This is a genomic window from Salmonella sp. NW38, from assembly GCF_051807745.1.
In the GTDB taxonomy this organism is placed as follows: Bacteria; Pseudomonadota; Gammaproteobacteria; order Enterobacterales; family Enterobacteriaceae; genus Salmonella; species Salmonella enterica.
In genome coordinates this window covers 250,960-270,313 of sequence record NZ_JAMMTO010000004.1, presented here as the reverse complement: position 1 = coordinate 270,313, position 19,354 = coordinate 250,960, and the positions used below count along the sequence as shown (strand labels likewise).

General features: G+C 53.1%; 14 protein-coding genes. 4 read left to right on the top strand and 10 right to left on the bottom strand.

The window, feature by feature from the left end:
- Nucleotides 1-50 precede the first annotated feature (50 nt).
- From trmL to NA624_RS09515, 7 genes are all read right to left on the bottom strand, one after another.
- On the bottom strand, nt 51-524 hold the full coding sequence (gene trmL / locus NA624_RS09545) for a tRNA (uridine(34)/cytosine(34)/5-carboxymethylaminomethyluridine(34)-2'-O)-methyltransferase TrmL (RefSeq protein WP_000932335.1): 474 nt from the start codon (nt 522-524) through the stop codon (nt 51-53).
- 64 nt (nt 525-588) lie between these two features.
- Nucleotides 589-1,779, bottom strand: coding sequence for an FMN-dependent L-lactate dehydrogenase LldD (lldD, locus tag NA624_RS09540; RefSeq protein ID WP_000586996.1), 1,191 nt, complete (start codon nt 1,777-1,779; stop codon nt 589-591).
- Nucleotides 1,776-2,552, bottom strand: coding sequence for a transcriptional regulator LldR (gene lldR / locus NA624_RS09535; protein WP_000636700.1), 777 nt, complete (start codon nt 2,550-2,552; stop codon nt 1,776-1,778). Before lldR ends, lldD begins: the two co-directional genes overlap by 4 nt.
- A complete protein-coding gene (gene lldP, locus NA624_RS09530) occupies nt 2,549-4,204 on the bottom strand; it encodes an L-lactate permease (RefSeq protein WP_001055308.1) in 1,656 nt (551 codons plus the stop codon). The genes lldR and lldP overlap by 4 nt, the downstream gene beginning before the upstream one ends.
- Nucleotides 4,205-4,502: 298 nt before the next feature.
- Entirely contained in the window at nt 4,503-8,846 is a 4,344-nt protein-coding gene (gene sadA, locus NA624_RS09525) for a trimeric autotransporter adhesin SadA (protein ID WP_023892783.1), read from the bottom strand.
- 43 nt (nt 8,847-8,889) lie between these two features.
- On the bottom strand, nt 8,890-9,573 hold the full coding sequence (locus NA624_RS09520; RefSeq protein WP_000549445.1) for a DUF3251 domain-containing protein: 684 nt from the start codon (nt 9,571-9,573) through the stop codon (nt 8,890-8,892).
- Nucleotides 9,574-10,060: 487 nt separating this feature from the next.
- On the bottom strand, nt 10,061-10,423 hold the full coding sequence (locus NA624_RS09515; RefSeq protein ID WP_000665687.1) for a YibL family ribosome-associated protein: 363 nt from the start codon (nt 10,421-10,423) through the stop codon (nt 10,061-10,063).
- A 290-nt stretch (nt 10,424-10,713) separates the two neighbouring features.
- On the opposite strand from NA624_RS09515, the gene NA624_RS09510 reads away from it, so the two are divergent.
- Nucleotides 10,714-10,923, top strand: a complete 210-nt coding sequence (locus tag NA624_RS09510) for a hypothetical protein (RefSeq protein ID WP_439040264.1) — start codon at nt 10,714-10,716, stop codon at nt 10,921-10,923.
- Nucleotides 10,924-10,932: 9 nt separating this feature from the next.
- Here the strand turns inward: NA624_RS09510 and mtlR are convergent, their stop codons facing one another.
- The 3 genes from mtlR to mtlA all read right to left on the bottom strand — a co-directional run bounded on the left by mtlR (nt 10,933) and on the right by mtlA (nt 14,805).
- A complete protein-coding gene (mtlR, locus tag NA624_RS09505) occupies nt 10,933-11,523 on the bottom strand; it encodes a mannitol operon repressor MtlR (RefSeq protein WP_000193201.1) in 591 nt (196 codons plus the stop codon).
- A complete protein-coding gene (mtlD, locus tag NA624_RS09500) occupies nt 11,520-12,668 on the bottom strand; it encodes a mannitol-1-phosphate 5-dehydrogenase (RefSeq protein ID WP_000645385.1) in 1,149 nt (382 codons plus the stop codon). Before mtlD ends, mtlR begins: the two co-directional genes overlap by 4 nt.
- Nucleotides 12,669-12,888: 220 nt before the next feature.
- Complete coding sequence (mtlA, locus tag NA624_RS09495; RefSeq protein WP_000093287.1) at nt 12,889-14,805, bottom strand: PTS mannitol transporter subunit IICBA; 1,917 nt, start codon at nt 14,803-14,805, stop codon at nt 12,889-12,891.
- Between the two features lie 475 nt (nt 14,806-15,280).
- Here mtlA and NA624_RS09490 point away from each other — a divergent pair, with 475 nt between their 5' ends.
- The 3 genes from NA624_RS09490 (at nt 15,281) to selB (ending at nt 19,226) form a co-directional block, all read left to right on the top strand.
- A complete protein-coding gene (locus NA624_RS09490; RefSeq protein ID WP_000766675.1) occupies nt 15,281-15,889 on the top strand; it encodes a glutathione S-transferase in 609 nt (202 codons plus the stop codon).
- A gap of 98 nt (nt 15,890-15,987) precedes the next feature.
- On the top strand, nt 15,988-17,379 hold the full coding sequence (selA, locus tag NA624_RS09485; RefSeq protein ID WP_000200188.1) for an L-seryl-tRNA(Sec) selenium transferase: 1,392 nt from the start codon (nt 15,988-15,990) through the stop codon (nt 17,377-17,379).
- Nucleotides 17,376-19,226, top strand: coding sequence for a selenocysteine-specific translation elongation factor (selB, locus tag NA624_RS09480; RefSeq protein ID WP_000582392.1), 1,851 nt, complete (start codon nt 17,376-17,378; stop codon nt 19,224-19,226). Before selA ends, selB begins: the two co-directional genes overlap by 4 nt.
- The last annotated feature ends 128 nt before the right edge of the window (nt 19,227-19,354 follow it).

The window sequence follows — 19,354 nt, the reverse complement described above, 5'->3', positions numbered from 1 at the left end:
ATCAATATTAATGTAGGCCGGATAAGGCGTCAGCCGCCATCCGGCACAAATCAACTGCGCAATACCGCGCCGGGATATCCTAACTGGCGCCACGCTTCATACACCACCACCGACACCGCATTCGACAGGTTCATGCTACGGCTATCCGGCATCATCGGAATGCGAATCTTCTGCTCTTTAGGCAACGCATCGAGAATGCTGGCGGGCAGGCCGCGCGTTTCCGGGCCAAACATCAAATAATCGCCATCCTGATAGCTTACGGCGCTATGGGCGGGCGTCCCCTTTGTCGTCAACGCAAACAGGCGCTGCGGATTTTCAGCGGCGACAAAGGCGGCATAATCGTGATGGCGCTGAACCGCGGCGAATTCGTGATAGTCCAGCCCTGCGCGGCGTAAGCGCTTATCATCCCAGGTAAACCCCATCGGTTCGATGATGTGCAGACGAAAGCCGGTATTGGCGCAAAGACGAATGATGTTGCCGGTATTCGGCGGGATTTCTGGTTCGAAGAGTACGATGTTAAGCATGATGCCCCCTTAAATGCGGGGGGCAGAATAGCAGAAATTTACCGGGCTCTCACGCGCCAGGCGTTCAGGCGGCATCGCCTTTGCTCATTGGCGCCAGCGCGGCGGGCAAACTTCTCCCCAGTTCCTGCACCAGTGAATCGCCACTGATTTCGCTAATGGATTTCGCGCCGGTCAGGGTCATGGCGACTTTCATCTCTTTCTCGAGCAGGTCCAGCAGGTTGGCGACACCCGCTTTTCCTGCCGTCGCCAGCGCGTAGAGATAGGCCCGACCCAGCAGTACGGTATCGGCCCCCAACGCAATCATACGCACGACATCCAGCCCGTTACGAATCCCGCTATCCGCCAGAATGGCGATATCACCTTTCACCGCATCGGCAATGGCGGGCAGGGCGCGGGCGGAAGAGAGCACGCCATCGAGCTGGCGGCCGCCGTGATTCGACACCACAATACCGTCAGCGCCGAAACGTACCGCATCGCGGGCATCTTCTGGATCGAGGATCCCTTTGATCACCATTGGGCCGTCCCAGAATTCGCGTATCCACTCCAGATCTTTCCAGGAGATGGACGGATCGAAGTTATTTGCCAGCCAGCCGATATAGTCCTCAAGGCCGGTCGGTTTACCCAGATAGGCGGAAATATTGCCTAAATCATGCGGGCGACCGTTCAGGCCGACATCCCACGCCCATTTAGGGTGCATCACCGCCTGCCAGTAACGGCGCATGGCCGCGTTTGGGCCGCTCATCCCGGAGTGGGCGTCACGGTAGCGCGCGCCCGGCGTCGGCATATCCACGGTAAAGACCAGCGTGGAGCAGCCCGCCGCTTTTGCTCGTTCCAGTGCATTACGCATAAAGCCCCGGTCACGCAGTACATAAAGCTGGAACCACATCGGGCGCTTAATGGTTGGTGCAACTTCTTCAATCGGACAGACGGAGACGGTGGAAAGGGTGAACGGAATGCCCTTTGCGTCTGCGGCGGCGGCGGCCTGTACTTCGCCGCGACGGGCGTACATGCCGCACAGGCCTACCGGCGCTAATGCCACCGGCATCGACAACGTTTCGTTAAACAGGGTCGTTTCCAGGCTTAAATCGGACATATTTTTCAGCACGCGCTGGCGCAGAGCGACTTGCGACAGGTCTTCCACATTTCGGCGCAGGGTATATTCCGCATACGCGCCGCCGTCGATGTAGTGGAAGAGGAAAGGAGGCAGTGTGCGCTGAGCTGCGGCGCGATAATCGCTGGCTGCTGAAATAATCATGATTTATTCTCCCTGGTCATCTCATTATGGTCGCCGGGCAGGCGGGTAATACGCGCCTGGCGGGCCTGGTCTTCATCAAATCGTTTAATCGTGGTGTGGACAAAACTGAGGTGCGCCATCATCGCTTTACGCGCGCCGTCGGCGTTACCGTCCAGAATGGCGTCCATCACCGCCTGGTGTTGTTCCGTCAGCTTTGAGAATACGGGCGGAACGAGATACATACGCTGGCGACTCTGTTTGACGGAGGATTGCAGGACGTCGAAGAAACCGCGCATGGTTTGCAACAGCACCACATTGTGCGAGGCTTCCGCGATCGCCAGATGAAAGCGCACGTCGGCCTGGGAGGCGAGATCCGGGTCTTCGCTGAGCGTCGCATCAAAGCAGAGTCTGATCTTCTCTTTGTCGGCGCTGGTGGCCCGCATGGCGGCGTGCCAGGCCGTACTGGCTTCAATGGCGTGGCGGGCTTCCAGAATGTCGAAGCTGTAATCAGGATCGTCCGCCAGCAGGGTTTTCAGCGGCTGAACGATATTCTGTTCAGACCAGGTTTCGTGTTGCCAGCGGACAAATGTCCCGCCGCCGCGACGACTCACCAGCACGCCTTCACTGACCAGCTTCGCCAGCGCTTCGCGTAAAGAGTTGCGTGATACGCCAAGCTGTAGAGCCAACTGGCGCTCGGCGGGCAATTTCATGCCCGCTTCCAGGTTTTGTTCTTCAATCAGCGCCCGCACGCGAGAGGCAATCTCGTCGGACAGGCGTTTTGGCATCACAATCACGGAATCATCCAGGTTAAGACATAGGCCTGCAGGGTGGTAATCACCCCCACCATGCAGGTGAAAATCAGGCTATGTTTCACGGTAAAGCGGAACAGATCAGACTCTTTCCCCACTAATCCCACTGCCGCACAGGCGATGGCGATAGATTGCGGCGAGATCATCTTGCCGGTCACGCCGCCGGTGGTATTTGCCGCCACCATCAGCACATCCGAAACGCCGATTTGCTGCGCCGCGGTAGCCTGTAGAGAGGCAAACAGCGCGTTAGATGAGGTATCCGAGCCGGTCAGGAATACCCCCAGCCAGCCGAGGAACGGCGAGAAGAACGTGAAGGCGCTGCCGGTGTGCGCCAGCGCTAACGCCAGCGTGGAGGAAAGCCCGGAATAGTTCGAGATAAACGCGAACGCCAGCACCATGCCGATGGAGTAAATCGGCAACGCCAGCTCTTTCAGCGTGCTGCCGAAGGTCTGGATTGCGGCTGAGGGTTTCATTTTCAGCCAGACGATAGACAACAGCGCGGCAAACAGGATCGCTGTGCCGGTGGCGGAGAACCAGTCAAATTTATACACCGCCGCGTAAGCGGTCGCTTCGTGTACGACTGGCGGCATACGGGCGACCAGTTTATCGAGATACGGTACCGGAACGTTAATTACCCAGTCATACAGCGCGCCGCCGGGGGCAAACAGCGCTTTGAACGGCGGTATGCTCCAGAGAGTGACCGTGGCGGTCAGGAACAGGAACGGCGACCAGGCGCGAACAATTTGTCCTGTCGTATAACGGGTACGGGCCAGCGTCTGATCGACCTGCGACGCGCCCATATCGCCGAAGCGGAAGATGCGTACCGGCTGCCAACGTTTGAGGAACAGCGTCAGACACACCAGAGACACCAGAGAAGAGATAATGTCCGGCAGTTCCGGCCCGATAAAGTTGGAGCTGAGATACTGGGCGATAGCAAATGAACCGCCAGAGACCATTACCGCAGGCCAGGTTTCTTTCACGCCGCGCCAGCCGTCCATAATCGCCATAATCCAGAACAGCACGATAATGGTCAGGAATGGCAACTGGCGGCCTACCATCTGACCGATTTCAAAGCTGTCCAGGCCCGTGACCTGTCCGGCAACCAGAATCGGAATACCCATCGCGCCAAAGGCGACCGGCGCGGTATTTACAATCAGACACAGCCCTGCCGCATACAGCGGATTAAAGCCCAGACCCACCAGCAGCGCGGCGGTTATCGCCACCGGCGCGCCGAAACCCGCCGCGCCTTCAAGAAACGCGCCGAAGCAGAAGCCGACAATCAGCATTTGCAGACGTTGATCGGGGGTAATCGACAGAATTGACGAGCGGATAATGTCAAACTGCCCGGTCTTTACCGAGATTTTATAGACGAAGACCGCGGCGATGATTATCCAGGCAATCGGCCATAGCCCGTAGAAGAAGCCATACACGACCGATGCCAGCGCGTGATCGACCGGCATTTTATAGAACAGCAGCGCGACGGCGAGCGCGATAACCACCGTCCACGAAGCGGCAACGTAGCCTTTCAGCTTGAGTTTAATCAGGGCGAAAAAGAAGAACAGGATTGGGAGCGATGCGATCAGGCTGGAAAGCCAGATATTACCCGCCGGGTCATAGTTTTGTTGCCAGAGGTTCATTGCAGGTCTCCTGAGAACCACACGCATAATGGGATGAATCTTTGCTCATCTCGTTGGGGTCACATTATGTGTAAAAGTGGTCCTGCCAATATTGTTGTGTATGGATAATGACAACAAATAGTTAACTAGATGTTATTTATTGGCAACGGTATTGTAGGGGTAATTTAATGAAATGTGAACATGTGGTCGCATTCAGCGGGAATTGGTAGGGCCAATTAAGGGGTGAGTACAACAAAGGGAAGTGAAAAGGCAATGGCATTATGCCATTGCCTTTGATGTCGGGAGTATTGTTACTCCATTACCACTGGAAGCCAGCGCCAATAGCTGCAGAGTAATCGCCCTGGCTGTTACTGGTTCCTTGCAATTTATACACCCAGCCCCCGCTTTCACTTACCATGGAGACACCAATAGCGACGGCACTTTCACCATTAAATGTACCGCCAGCAATCGAGGTCATGTTGGCGCCTGGGGCGTAGGCTTGTGGCAGACCGGCCATGGCCATCGCTGAGGCGATACCGCCGCTCATCTTGTTTTCTACCCCTTTGATTTTGCTGTTCATTTCACCCATTTTCTGGTCGGTATAGGTGTTTGCTTCTTCGACGCTGCGTTTCAATTGCGCATAGTTAACCGCATCCGTATCGTTCACCGCCGCTGAAACATTGCCGATCCGAGTGGTACCGCCACTCCCGTCTCCCAGGTTGAGCACGCTATAGTTAACCGAGCCATCTGCATTGGTTTCATAACGCACGGAGCCTGCTTCTGAAGCTTTCAGTTGCGCCACATTAACCGCGTCAGTGTTGTTCACCCCTGCGGCAACATTGGTAATACGGCGTTGTTGGGTAGAAGAGCCGACAGACACAGTATTAGCTTCATCTGCGACTGAATTTGTGCCTAACGCTACGCTGTTTTCAGCGGCAGCAATAGAGCCAGAGCCAATCGCAACACTGTCTTTACCCTGCGCATTAGCATCTACGCCATCGGTGTTGGTCTTGAAGTACTTGGTGCTACCGGTAGTGACAATATCGCCGACAGAGTTTTCGATATTGGTGACGCGGGTATCAAGACTACTCACCTGCGTGTTCAGGTTATTGATACTTTCGGTATTTGCGGCAACACGGCTGTCGGTGACTTTCAATTGACTAACGTTTACGGCATCGGTGTCTGCCGAACCCGCCGCGACGTTAGTGATCTGACGTTGACCGTCTTCACTGCCGACAGAGAACTCACCGACAGAGTTCTGCGGTGCGTCCATGTTGTAGGCGGTGTAGTCAGTCTGTGCGCCGCGAGTGGTCTGAGAACCATTACCCATTGCAATACTGTTTGCATGGTTGGCGCGTGCGTTAGAACCGATAGCAATACCGTTGATGGCATCAGCCATCACCAGTGTATTCAGACCAATACCAATACCTGCATCAGCATTGACGATGGTTTTCGCACCCATTGCCAGTGAGTCAGTCCCGACAGCCAGTGAATCTTCTTCCGTTGAGTTTGCGTGGTAGTACTTGGTCGGTGTAGTGGCGACCGCACCAATGGCATTTTGTAACTGACGAACTGTTACCGCATCTTGCGCTTCAGAGCCGTCCGCAACGTTGGTAATTTGACGATAGCTTACTCCATCCGTCCCCAATGACAATGCGCCCAGCAACTCTCTGTCTGTTGTATTGTAGCCAATGACGACGCCATCGCTTGTTACGCTCGTTGCTCGTATACCTGATGAAATAGCGCGGTTAGAGGTGGAGCCACTGCCCAAAGCGATGCTGCCATCAATGCTGCTGCTGCTGTTCTCTCCAAGCGCCAGACTCGAAGCACCGGATGCGACGGCGTTGTAACCCACTGCCGTTGCGCCGTTACCCGTTGCGTATGCATCCTGGCCTTCAAGCCCGTTATCATTCGTACGGATGTATTTCACGCCGGTACCATTTTCCGTGATATAGGTTTCGCTGGTATCGCCGGCTAGTTGGCTAATAGATTCATTATACTGAGAAATCAGCATGTTAGTTTCATAAAGCTGAGAGCCATTAACAGCGTCAGTACTGTCACTGGCGATTTCACCTGCTGCCACATTGGTTATCTTATTGGTACCGCTGGGACCGTGGCTGGCGCTGAACGCACCCTCTTCGTCATCCCAGCTCAGTGCATCGGTACCAAGATTGGTGATGGACGTATTGATATCCGCGATAGCAGAGGTGTTTTGATCTACCTTCTGGTTGGTTTCATACAACTGTGAGCCGTTTACCGCGTCTGTACTGTCCTCAGAAAGCGCCCCGGCGGCGACATTGGTTATTTTACTGATGCTTCCACCGTGGTTTGCGCTGAAAGCGCCGATGTCTTCGTCCCATAACAGAGCGTTATCAGTGAGGCCGGTAATGGACGTATTAATGTCGGAGACAGAAGTATTCAGGTTCTCAATCGCGGTGCTGTTCTGAGTGATGTTGGTGGTATTGGCAGCGATATCGGTCGTGTTCTGATCCACTTTTTCATTGGTTTCGAACAGCTGCGATCCGTTAACCGCGTCGGTACTTTCTTCAGACAGCTCTCCGGCAGCAACGTTGGTGATTTTGTTTGTTGTACTACTTCCGTGGCTGGCAGAGAACGAACTCGTTGTCTCATTCCAGCTCAGGTTGTCAGAGCTAAGGTTAGTGATGGACGTATTAATATCTGCGATAGCAGAGGTGTTTTGATCCACCTTCTGGTTGGTTTCATACAACTGGGAGCCGTTCACCGCGTCTGTACTTTCTTCAGAAAGGTCCCCGGCGGCGACATTAATGATTTTGCTGGCGTTTCCGTTGCGGTTAGCGTTGAATGCGCCAGAGGCTGCATCCCACAACAGGGCATCGTCAGTGAGCGTGGTAACTGAGTTGCTCAGGTTGTTGATACTGGTGGTGTTGGTGGCGATATCAGTGGTGTTCTGGTTAATGCTGTCGGTATTGGCAGTGATATCCGTGGTGTTCTGAGACACATTTTCGTTGGTGGCAAACAGCTGGGAGCCGTTAACGGCGTCGGTGCTGTCTGCGGCCAGGGTGCCTGCCGCCAGATTGGTGATTTTGCTGTCGCTTCCGCTGTGGTTAGCGTTGAATGCGCCAGAGGCTGCATCCCACAACAGGGCATCGTCGGTGAGCGTGGTGACGGAGTTGCTCAGACTGTTGATATTGGTGGTGTTGGTGGCAATATCAGTGGTGTTCTGGTTAATGCTGTCAGTATTGGCAGCGATATCCGTGGTGTTCTGAGACACATTTTCATTGGTGGCAAACAGCTGGGAGCCGTTAACGGCGTCGGTGCTGTCCGCGGCCAGGGTACCTGCCGCCAGATTGGTGATTTTGCTGTCGCTTCCGCTGTGGTTGGCGCTGAATGCGCTTGCGCTGCCATCCCACAACAGGGCATCGTCGGTGAGCGTGGTAACGGAGTTGCTCAGGCTGTTGATATTGGTGGTGTTGGTGGCGATATCAGTGGTGTTCTGATTGATGCTGGCCGTATTGGCGGCGATATCGGTTGTGTTCTGGTTAATGCTGTCGGTATTGGTAGTGATGTCAGCGGTGTTCTGATCCACTTTTGCATTCGTATCAAACAACTGTGAGCCGTTAACGGCGTCGGTGCTGTCTGCGGCCAGGGTGCCTGCCGCCAGATTGGTAATCTTGCTGTCGCTTCCGCTGTGGTTAGCGCTGAATGCGCTTGTGTTGCCATCCCACAACAGCGCGTCTTCGGCTAATCCTGCGACAGAGGCCTCTGTATTCGTGATAGAAGTGTTAAGTGCGCTTAACGCACTGCCTACGTTATTGTAGATGCCTGTGCCCACCTTGTAGAGGGGCGCATTCACTGTACCATCAGAATTAACGGAAGCCCCTCCGCCTAGTCGATCGGCGACGGATTGACTTAAAGAATAAATTTGCGCACCTGTAACGGCATCGGTACTGTTGGCATTGATGTCGCCTTTAGCAACGTAGGTGATCTGTCGCTGAGTGGTGCTGTTACCCACGGCGACCGAATTGTCTTCCAGAGCGGTAGAGCCCGCGCCAAGGGCAACTGAGTTGGTGCCTATCGCTTGTGCGCCATTACCAAATGCAGCGCTGTCGTCGCCGCTCGCAGTGGCTTGATAACCTAATGCAGCGGAAGTTGCTCCGCTTGCGACAGATTTATAACCTAATGCAACCGAGTTTGCGCCGCTCGAATCGGCATACACGCCCATTGCCATCGAATAACTCCCGCCAGCTGAGGATGAGGCCCCCATCGCAATAGCCCGGTCACCGGCTGAAACGGATTTTACGCCAAGCGCTAGCGAAGAGTTGCCGGTGGACTGGCTGTATGAACCAATGGCGGTACTCCATTTCCCCATCGCGGAGGCTTTATAACCCATTGCGGCGCTTGCGCCATCAACGTTGGTGTAAGTATTGGCTGTGGCATCGGTACCAATTGCAATCCACCCTGTTCCCCCAGTCTGGGTACCCGTTGGAGTAACGCCGGCGCCAGTATCGTTCCCTGCTTTGGCCAGCGCATCCGCTGAGATCATAATACTGCTAAGACCGATGAGTGCGGAAACCGCCAGCTTTCTGCGGCCGCTTTTTTTGCCGCGGCTTTTTGCGGTTTCGCTGGTGACAACAAATGTTCCCGTAGCGGCATTCCAGAGGACTTTAAATATTCTGTTCATGGATAAGTGCTTTCCTTTTCTAAAATAGTTGTATCAATGGCTATTATTTTTTTGGCTTCTTTTTCGTATCATTAATAGGTTGTATGCTGTCGAATATGACATTCTCCATGTTAATACCTATTTTTAGATACTTAAGATTATTGGGCGATACGCCTTTTAATGTTAGCGTGACGTTTGTCCATGTTCCCGGTAAAAGTTCGATTGTCGAATCCATTTTCGTGTTAAGCAGGAGTTGTTTCCAGCGAGGCAGATCTTTTGCCTCGGAAGGTTTTTTCGTACCCCATGTCATATTAAACGCAAGGTTTGATACGGGAATGCTGAGTAAGTTAACTAAATCAAGATGAATAACACTTCCATCATCTATTGGCTCAATAGATAGAATACGCCCGGCTAATCCGATATTGCCGTTGTTAATAATAAAATAGCGCGTTTGTGATGGATCCAGTTCTGTGTAGTCGAATAGCCGTTGTTTGCGTTCAATGCGACCAACGACTTCGGCGACCTTTTGAGTCGTGTTGATAACTGTAGCTTGTTGTTTTTCTAGCAAATTTATCTTTGCTTCTTGTTCTTTTTGTTGTTTTTCTAACAGATTTATCTTTGTTTCTTGTTCTTTTTGTTGTTTTTTCAGTTCTTCAACAAGGTGTTTATCTGCAAAGTAATCACAACCAGATAAAAAGAATGTGAATCCCAACGCAAGCAAGGGGATAAATTTTCCATTTTTGTGCATATAAAATATCCTTGTTAATAATTTATATAATATAAATAGTTAACCTGTTATTTATACAGCTAACTCATCATTTTGCGAGCATTGCCAATAGCCATTAATATATGGTTATAATTAAAACATTCATTGTTTCTATAGGAATGTGCAAATACCCGACGTTGTTTATCAATTATTCATAGCAATACTTTATAAAAATATAATTATAATATTTATGTATGAGCATTTTTTTTCATGGATGATAATGTTATTTAATTTTGCGGGTCAATCATATTCTGCGGGATATGAGAAAAGGGGATGAAAAAATTCATTGCATAAATACAAATAGGCATGATAGTGGAATTTTTCATCCCGAAAAAGCGGGGATTACCGTTAAAAATGAACTTGTATATAAGCGGTGTAAATACGTCTGGATAAAAATTCGGAATATAGCCCGATGCTCTCAAGACATCCTCCGTACACGGGTGTCCTGAGAGCCTGAGATGCGGAAGGTTTAGAACTCGCTCTTCGCGAACCCTGTCATCTCTTTGAGCCCCATTTCCCGGCCCAGCGCCGTCATCGGGTGCACCACGATCAGGCCGCGTACGCTTTTTTTGAGTTTGCCCATATCGGCCTGCTCTTTTTTAGTGATCGCGCGGCGAAACGGCAGGTTCATCAGCTTCTGCGCTTCTTTACTCAGTTTCTGGCTGTGTACTTCGCGCAGACGGATAATTTCTGCTTCCAGCGTCTCTTTTTCTTTTTCCAGCTCCGCGTATTTATCGGCGGATTCAACCAGAGAGAGACCTGCCTGCTGGTGGCGAATAGCGTCAAGACGATCGCTCAGGCGTTTAATTTCGTTTTTTTCAACTTCTTTCATGGGATAGCTTCTGATAGAAATGGGATAGATACCCTATAGTATGCGCGCAGTGAGTGATTCTTCACAACTCATGACGTAAAGATAATCAATTATGGCAAGTATTACACCGCTAATTATTTAGTTATCTCTTTGAGAATAAAATCTTTTTTTCGAAAGAAAAGATGAAGCGCCTTTTTTGCCGGCAAGAAAAGCGATTAAGCACATTTTCCTCAATGACAACGCTAAATTGATCCTAAACTCAAATAAGCGACCGCGGGAGTCAGACGCGGGTCACACATGGAGGATCTATCATGGCAAAAATAGGTGAGAACGTACCACTTCTTATTGATAAAGCCGTCGATTTTATGGCGTCCAGCCAGGAGTTCCGTGAATACCTGAATAAAACGCCGCCGCGTGATTATGTTCCTTCCGAGGTGCCGTCGGAGAGCGCGCCCATTTATTTGCAGCGTCTGGAATATTACCGGCGGCTGTACCGACCAAAAGAAGAAGAAAGAGGTTAACGGCGGGATTTACTTTTGAAAGGCCTTTTTTAAGCTGATTTTAGAAATCAGCTCGGTCAGGGAGAGAACCATCGTCGAACGCACCGCCTGCTGGTAGCGCTGAATTTGCATGGCGTAGAGCGCCGCGTCGGACGTATCAAAATGCGGCGGCGGCGGCAGCGCCATGACGCAGTGTAGTTCGCCAAACGGCCCGAGGATTTCATCGTCGGTAAAGGCGTACTCATTGCCGTCGTGATTCAGCTCTTCGCGCAGCGCCATTAACAGCTCCGCATCTTCATATTCGGTGCGGCTGAGTACGCCCAGGCCATAGATAAGTTTCAGACGTACCGAAAGATCGCCCAGCGGTCCGTCGCCGTCCAGCAACGGTTCCACAGCGTATTTCACCGCATAGTCGTCTTTGCGAAACACCTGGAGCACCAGAATATTCACCGCCTCGGTCAATAACTCGACGGCGGTAATCAGGAAGCTCCGTACGGTTTTGCCAGCATTCAGACGCTCAAGCACACGATTTTCAAAGGCCTGGGTTTGTTCCATTATTGCCTGCATATCTGACAATCTGTTATTTGGGCGCAGGCTAACCTGCGCCGGGTTCTGCGTCATTTGGTCGCGTTATAAGCGTTAACCGCCTCCGCCACCACATCGCTATTGGCATCCAGCCCGGAAATTTGCGCCAGAGCGGCCTGTGGACCTTTTTCGTCAATCAGCGCGGCCAGTTCCTGTGCCTGCGGATCTTCTTCACTACGGAAATGCATCGCCGCCGCGATCCCTTTGACCAGATTCACATGCGGCAGACCATATTCCAGGGTGCCAAGCAGCGGTTTGATCAGACGGTCGCCCGCGCTGAGTTTGCGTAGCGGCTGACGTCCAACGCGCTCAACATCATCTTTCAGATACGGGTTTTCAAAACGACCGAGGATTTTCTGAATGTATGCCGCATGTTTGTCGGCGTCAAAACCGTAGCGTTTGATCAGCACCGCGCCGCTTTCTTCCATCGCGCCTTTAACCACCGCGCGAATACTCTCATCGAGAATGGCGTCGCGAATGGTTTGATGACCGGCTAATTTGCCGAGGTACGCGGTTATAGCATGACCTGTGTTCAGCGTGAAGAGTTTACGTTCGACAAATGCCATCAGGTTATCCGTTAACTCCATCCCCGGAATGGTCGGCAACGCGCCTTTAAACTGGGTTTTATCGACGATCCACTCGCTGAAGGTTTCTACCGTCACTTCCAGCGGGTCATGGGTGGCGGAAGCAGATGGCGGCACAATACGGTCAACGGCGGAATCCACAAAACCGACGTGCTGTTCAACCCAGGCTTTATCGCCATCCGCCAGCGCGTTCATTACGTGGCCTTTGAGCTGTGTGGTGCCGCGCACCATATTTTCACAGGCGATGATATTCAGCGGGGCATCCACGCCCTGCGCCTTACGTTTTACCAGCCCTTTAGCGATGGCCGGAGCGATACGCTCAAGCACAACCGGACCCACGGCAGTAGTGATTAAATCAACGTGGGCAATCAGGTCGACAACATCATCGCCGATGCTGCTGACAGCGTTGACGCCGGAAACGGTATCCACCTGCTCATTTTCACCCACAACATGAACCTGATAGCTATGACGGGCATTCAGGGCATCGAGTACGACCTGGTTTACATCCGCAAACGTCAGTTGTATCCCCGCGTCAGCCAGCAATTTGCCGATAAAGCCACGACCGATATTACCTGCGCCAAAATGTAATGCTTTCATAGTATTAACCTTCATTAATGTTTTTACCCGAGAGGGCTGGGGTGAGGCTTTTCCCTCAACCTAACCCTCTCCACAAGGGAGAGGATATCGCCTTCATATTTCGAACTGCAGATGCGTTGGCTCTCCTCGCTCACCCCAGTCACGTACTTATGTACGCTCCTGGGGATTCACTGCGTTGCCGCCTTCCTGCAGCTCGAACTATTTTGGGGATACTTAACTGTTAAGCTTTTTTACCTGCCAGCAGTTCCAGCACTTCATCCACGCTGGTGGTGTGCGCCAGACGTTCGATCACGGATTCATCATCCAGCGCGTTGGTCAGACTAGTGATGACCTGGATGTGCTCATTGTTACGTGCGGCGATACCAATGACCAGACGGGCAATATCGTCTTCTTCTTCACCGAAGCGTACGCCTTCCGGATACTGGCAGAACACCACGCCGGTTTTCAGCACGCGGTCTTTCGCTTCTACCGTGCCGTGCGGTACTGCGATGGATTCACCGAGGTAAGTCGGCGTCAGCTTTTCGCGGTCCAGCATCGCCTCGACGTATTCCGGCTCAACATAGCCGCCTTTCACCAGTTGTTCACCGGCAAAGCGAATCGCCTCTTCTTTGTTAGCGGCTTTACGGCCCAGGAAGATATTCTCCGCGCCCAGCTTGAACAGGTTGTTATCACCCTCCTCAAAGCTGTCTTTCAGATGGTCGCGTACTTTCTCTTCATTAGTATTGTGGCGCTGTGCGGCAACCAGACGTTCGGTCAGGCTGGTGTACAGGCCGCTATCCAGGAAGTTGGTCAGCGAAATATGCTGCGCCTGCGGTACCTGACGCATCGCGCGCTCGGTAAGGTCACGGTGAGTAATGACCAGATCCACATCCGGCGGCAGATTGTTAATGGCGCTGTTGGTGACGGAGATCTGGCTCAGGCCCGCATCCTGTACTTTCTTACGCAGTACCCCTGCGCCCATCGCGCTGGAACCCATACCGGCATCGCAAGCCACGATGATTTTACGCACATGGCTCAGGTCGTTAGTCACGTCGCCAGCCGCCAGCGGAGAGGCGCCTTTAGATTCCGCTTTCATGTCATGCATACGACGGGTGGCCGCTTCAATGTCATCTTCTTCTTTCACTTTGCTGGTTTTCAGCAGAATTGCAGAAACCACGAAGGAGACCGCCATTGCCGCCACGATGGCAGCGATGTTAGCGAAGTAAGCGCCTTTTGGCGTCATCGCCAGTACGGCCAGAATCGAGCCAGGAGAAGCCGGAGAGACCAGACCGCCGTTCAGGATGGTCAGGGTGAATACGCCGGTCATACCGCCGAGAATCACCGCCAGAATCAGGCGTGGGTTCATCAGCACGTACGGGAAGTAGATCTCATGGATACCGCCCAGGAAGTGGATAATTGCCGCGCCGCCCGCAGACTGTTTAGCGCTGCCGCGACCGAAGAACATGTACGCCAGCAGGACGCCCATCCCCGGACCCGGGTTAGCTTCAATCAGGAAGAAGATGGATTTACCCATCTCATGGGACTGCTGGATACCCAGCGGTGAGAAGATGCCGTGGTTAATCGCGTTATTGAGGAACAGGATTTTCGCCGGTTCAACAAAAATGGACGCCAGCGGCAGCATATCGTGCGCCACCATGAAGTTAACGCCCGCCGCCAGAATTTTGGACAGGACTTCAACCGCCGGACCAATACCGAGGAACGCCAGGATGGCGAGGATCATACCGATGATGCCAGCGGAGAAGTTGTTCACCAACATCTCAAAACCGGATTTGATCTTACCGTCTACCCAACTGTCGAATTTCTTAATGCAGTAGCCGCCTAATGGACCGGCGATCATCGAGCCGAGGAACATCGGCATATCCGCGCCGACAATAACGCCCATGGTAGTGATAGCGCCCACTACGCCGCCGCGTTCGCCGCCAACCAGACGACCGCCGGTATAACCGATGAGCAGCGGCAGCAGGTAGGTGATCATCGGACCAACCAGTTTCGCCAGCGTTTCGTTAGGCAACCACCCTGTTGGAATAAATAATGCGGTGATAATACCCCACGCGATAAACGCGCCGATATTAGGCATCACCATATTGCTGAGGAATCGACCAAAGCTTTGCACTTTGATCTTAATATCGGATGACATAAAAACACCCCTTCTTATGTTGCTGTCGCGCAGGCTGAAAGCCCGAGGTTTGTTAATGTAGCGGCAGAGGTAGCCGGACCCTGTAGTGTAGATACTGCGCAATCTGGCACTGAATCGTTCAACTGTCCAGACAGGGACAATTTATGTGATTTGTGTCACATAAATATAGGGGGTAGAGAGGTAATTGATGTGATATTGATCACAAAGTGGCTGTGTAAAAAAACAACGAATCTAATTTTTAGCTCTTAAAAGGCAATTTTATGTGAGATATTTCACATTTTTATTTTGGTGCTTTGTTGAATTTTTGTGATCTTCTTCACAAGAAATTTTAAGCCCGGGTAACGTCAATACGATCCGGCAAACATTTTGTCGCGAGCCCTCTCACGTTATGTCATTCAGCAACCTCCTTTTGTGTCTCTTTTCGTCTTATTTGAGCCATACTATGATTTTTACTGGTTGGCAAAAAGGACACGGCATGAAACTCATCGGTAGCTACACCAGCCCTTTTGTGCGCAAAATCTCTATTCTGCTGCTCGAAAAGGGCATTACCTTCGAATTTATTAATGAATTACCCTACGAGGCGGATAACGGCGTGGCGCAATACAACCCTTTGGGCAAGGTGCCAGCGCTGGTGACGGAGAAAGGGGAGTACTGGTTCGATTCGCCGATCATCGCGGAATATATTGAGCTGCTGGATATCGCGCCAGCGATGCTCCCGCGTGACCCGATGGCAGCGCTTAAAGTTCGCCAGCTCGAAGCGTTGGCTGACGGCATTATGGATGCAGCGTTGGTTTCTGTACGCGAACAGGCGCGCCCGGCGGCGCAACAATCGGAAACGGAACTGCTGCGCCAGCGGGAAAAAATCAACCGCAGCCTGGATATGCTCGAAAGTTATCTGAGCGACGGGACGCTAAAAACGGATACGGTCAATCTGGCGACTATCGCGATTGCCTGTGCGGTAGGCTATCTCAACTTCCGCCGGGTCGCGCCTGGCTGGTGCGTTAGCCGCCCCCACCTGGTCAAACTGGTCGAAACGCTTTTTCAACGCGAAAGCTTTGCCCGCACCGAAGCGCCAAAGGCTTGACGCGCATTATGTCCGCCTGAGCAAACTCACGTTACAATCCCCCTTATGTCGATATCCCTCTCCCGCCAGGAGAGGGCCACCAACAGCCAGGCATTTTCATGACAAGCGAAACGCGTACACTCTACAGCCAGCTTCCTGCTATCGATCGCTTATTGCACGATAGCGCTTTTCTTTCTCTGCGCGATCGGTATGGCCATACCCAGGTGGTTGATCTGCTTAGGCGGATGCTTGACGACGCGCGCGACGTCATACGGAATACGCAAACGCTTCCCGACTGGTACGCAGACTGGGCGCAAGAGGCGAAACTCCGGCTGGAAAATGCGGCGCAAAGCGCGCTGCGCCCGGTGATTAACCTGACGGGGACGGTGCTGCACACCAATCTTGGCCGCGCATTGCAGGCGCAAGAAGCGATTGAGGCAGTAACGCAGGCGATGCGCGCGCCGGTGACGCTGGAATATGATTTGGATGGCGCCGGGCGGGGGCATCGCGACCGGGCGCTGGCGACGCTGTTATGCCGTATCACCGGGGCGGAGGACGCCTGTATCGTCAATAACAATGCGGCGGCGGTATTGCTGATGCTGGCGGCGACCGCCAGCGGCAAAGAGGTGGTGGTTTCGCGTGGCGAGCTGGTCGAAATCGGCGGCGCGTTTCGTATTCCGGATGTTATGCGCCAGGCGGGCTGTACGCTGCATGAAGTAGGCACCACCAACCGGACGCACGCGAAAGATTACCGTCAGGCGGTAAATGAAAATACCGGGCTGTTGATGAAGGTGCATACCAGTAATTACAGCATTGAGGGCTTTACCAAAACGGTAGAGGAAGCGGAACTGGCGGAAATTGGGCGAGAGCTGGATATTCCGGTGGTGGCGGATCTGGGCAGCGGTTCGCTGGTGGATTTAAGTCAATATGGCTTACCCAAAGAGCCGATGCCGCAGCAGCTCATTGCCGCAGGCGTCAGCCTGGTAAGCTTCTCCGGCGATAAGTTGCTGGGCGGGCCGCAGGCCGGGATCATCGTCGGCAAAAAAGCGATGATTGCCCAACTGCAAAGCCATCCGCTGAAACGCGCTCTGCGCGCGGATAAAATGACGCTGGCGGCGCTGGAGGCCACCTTACGTCTGTATCTGCACCCGGAAGCGTTGGCGGAGAAATTACCCACCCTGCGTCTGTTAACCCGCAGTGAAGCGTCGATTCGCGAACAAGCGCAGCGGTTACAGGCGCGGCTGGCGGCACGTTACGGCGATGAATTTGCGCTGGAGGTTAAACCCTGCCTGTCGCAAATCGGCAGCGGTTCATTACCGGTAGACCGCCTTCCCAGCGCCGCCATGACCTTTACCCCGCACGACGGGCGCGGTAGTCGGCTGGAGGCGCTGGCGGCTCGCTGGCGCACGCTGCCTGTACCGGTCATTGGCCGAATTTATGATGGCCGTTTATGGCTGGATATGCGCTGTCTTGAAGACGAAAGCCGGTTTATGGAGATGATGCTGAAATGATTATTGCAACTGCCGGACACGTAGACCACGGTAAAACGACGTTGCTCCAGGCGATTACCGGAGTCAATGCCGATCGCCTGCCGGAAGAGAAAAAACGCGGGATGACTATCGATCTGGGCTACGCCTATTGGCCGCAGCCGGATGGTCGTGTGCTGGGCTTTATCGATGTGCCTGGGCATGAAAAATTCCTCTCTAACATGCTGGCGGGCGTAGGCGGTATCGATCACGCTTTGCTGGTGGTCGCCTGTGATGACGGCGTCATGGCGCAAACGCGCGAGCATTTACAGATCCTGCAACTGACGGGCAATCTCCAGCTCACCGTCGCGCTGACCAAAGCCGATCGCGTGGACGAGGCGCGTATCGGTGAAGTACGTGAAGAGGTACTGGCGGCGCTCGACAACTATGGCTTCGCCGATACCGTTTTATTTGTCACCGCCGCCAATGAAGGACGCGGTATTGCAGAACTTCGCGCTCATTTACAGCAGCTTCCTGCACGTTCGCACGCCGCGCAGCATCGCTTCCGTCTGGCTATCGACCGTGCGTTTACGGTGAAAGGGGCGGGACTGGTGGTGACCGGAACGGCGCTGAGCGGAGAGGTAAACGTGGGCGATACGCTATGGTTGACCGGCGTTAATACGCCGATGCGCGTACGAAGTCTACACGCGCAAAATCAGCCTACCGACCATGCGTATGCCGGGCAACGTATTGCGCTCAATATTGCGGGCGATGCGGAGAAGGAGCAGCTTAACCGCGGCGACTGGCTGCTTTCCGATGCGCCGATGGGGGAAGCTTTTTCCCGGGTGATCGTTTCTCTGGCGCTTCATGCGCAGCTTTCCCAATGGCAGCCGCTACATATTCACCATGCCGCCAGCCATGTGACCGGTCGCGTCTCTTTGCTGGAAGGCGGGCTGGCCGAGCTGATCTTTGATACGCCGTTGTGGCTGGCCGATAATGACAGACTGGTGCTGCGTGATATTTCCGCACGTGCCACCCTTGCCGGCGCACGCGTGGTGACGCTTAAGGCGCCGCGTCGCGGTAAACGTAAGCCAGATTATTTGCACTGGCTTTCAACGCTTGCCGCCGCGCAGGACGATAGCGCGGCGTTGGCCATTCATCTGGAACGCGGCGCCGTCAACCTGCCGGATTTCGGTTGGGCGCGTCAGCTTAATCCTCTCGGTATGCGTCAGCTTATTGAGCAACATGGTTTTATCCAGGCCGGAGACAATCTGCTAAGCGCGCCCGTCGCCGCCCGCTGGCAGCGTAAGATTCTTGATACGCTGGCGACCTACCACGAACAGCACCGCGATGAACCGGGGCCGGGACGCGAGCGTTTACGCCGCATGGCCCTGCCAATGGAAGATGAAGCGCTGGTCCTGATGCTGATCGAGCGGATGCGCGACGACGGCCTGATTCATAGCCATCACGGTTGGTTGCATCTGCCGGATCATAAAGCGGGATTTAGCGATGAGCAGCAGGCCGTCTGGCAAAAAGTTGAACCGCTATTTGGCGATGAGCCTTGGTGGGTACGCGATCTGGCGAAAGAGACCGGAACGGAAGAACAATTGATGCGGCTGGTGCTGCGGCAGGCGGCACAGCAAGGCATCATTACCGCGATCGTAAAAGATCGGTACTATCGTAACGATCGGATTGTCGCTTTCGCCAATATGATCCGCGAGCTGGATCAAGAGAGAGGATCAACATGTGCGGCGGATTTTCGCGACAGGCTGAATGTAGGGCGGAAACTGGCTATTCAGATCCTTGAATATTTTGACCGGATTGGATTTACACGGCGTCGTGGGAATGATCATTTATTACGTGATGCGTTATTATTTCCGCAAAAAGAATGAAATGGTTAAATTAAATCAGAAATGAATCAATACAATTATTGAGTTGATTTATAAAAGCACATCAGGAAATTAACCTAATGTGCTTTTTATTTTTCTGACTTCTTAAAATAGACATCGTGAGCCTGTTA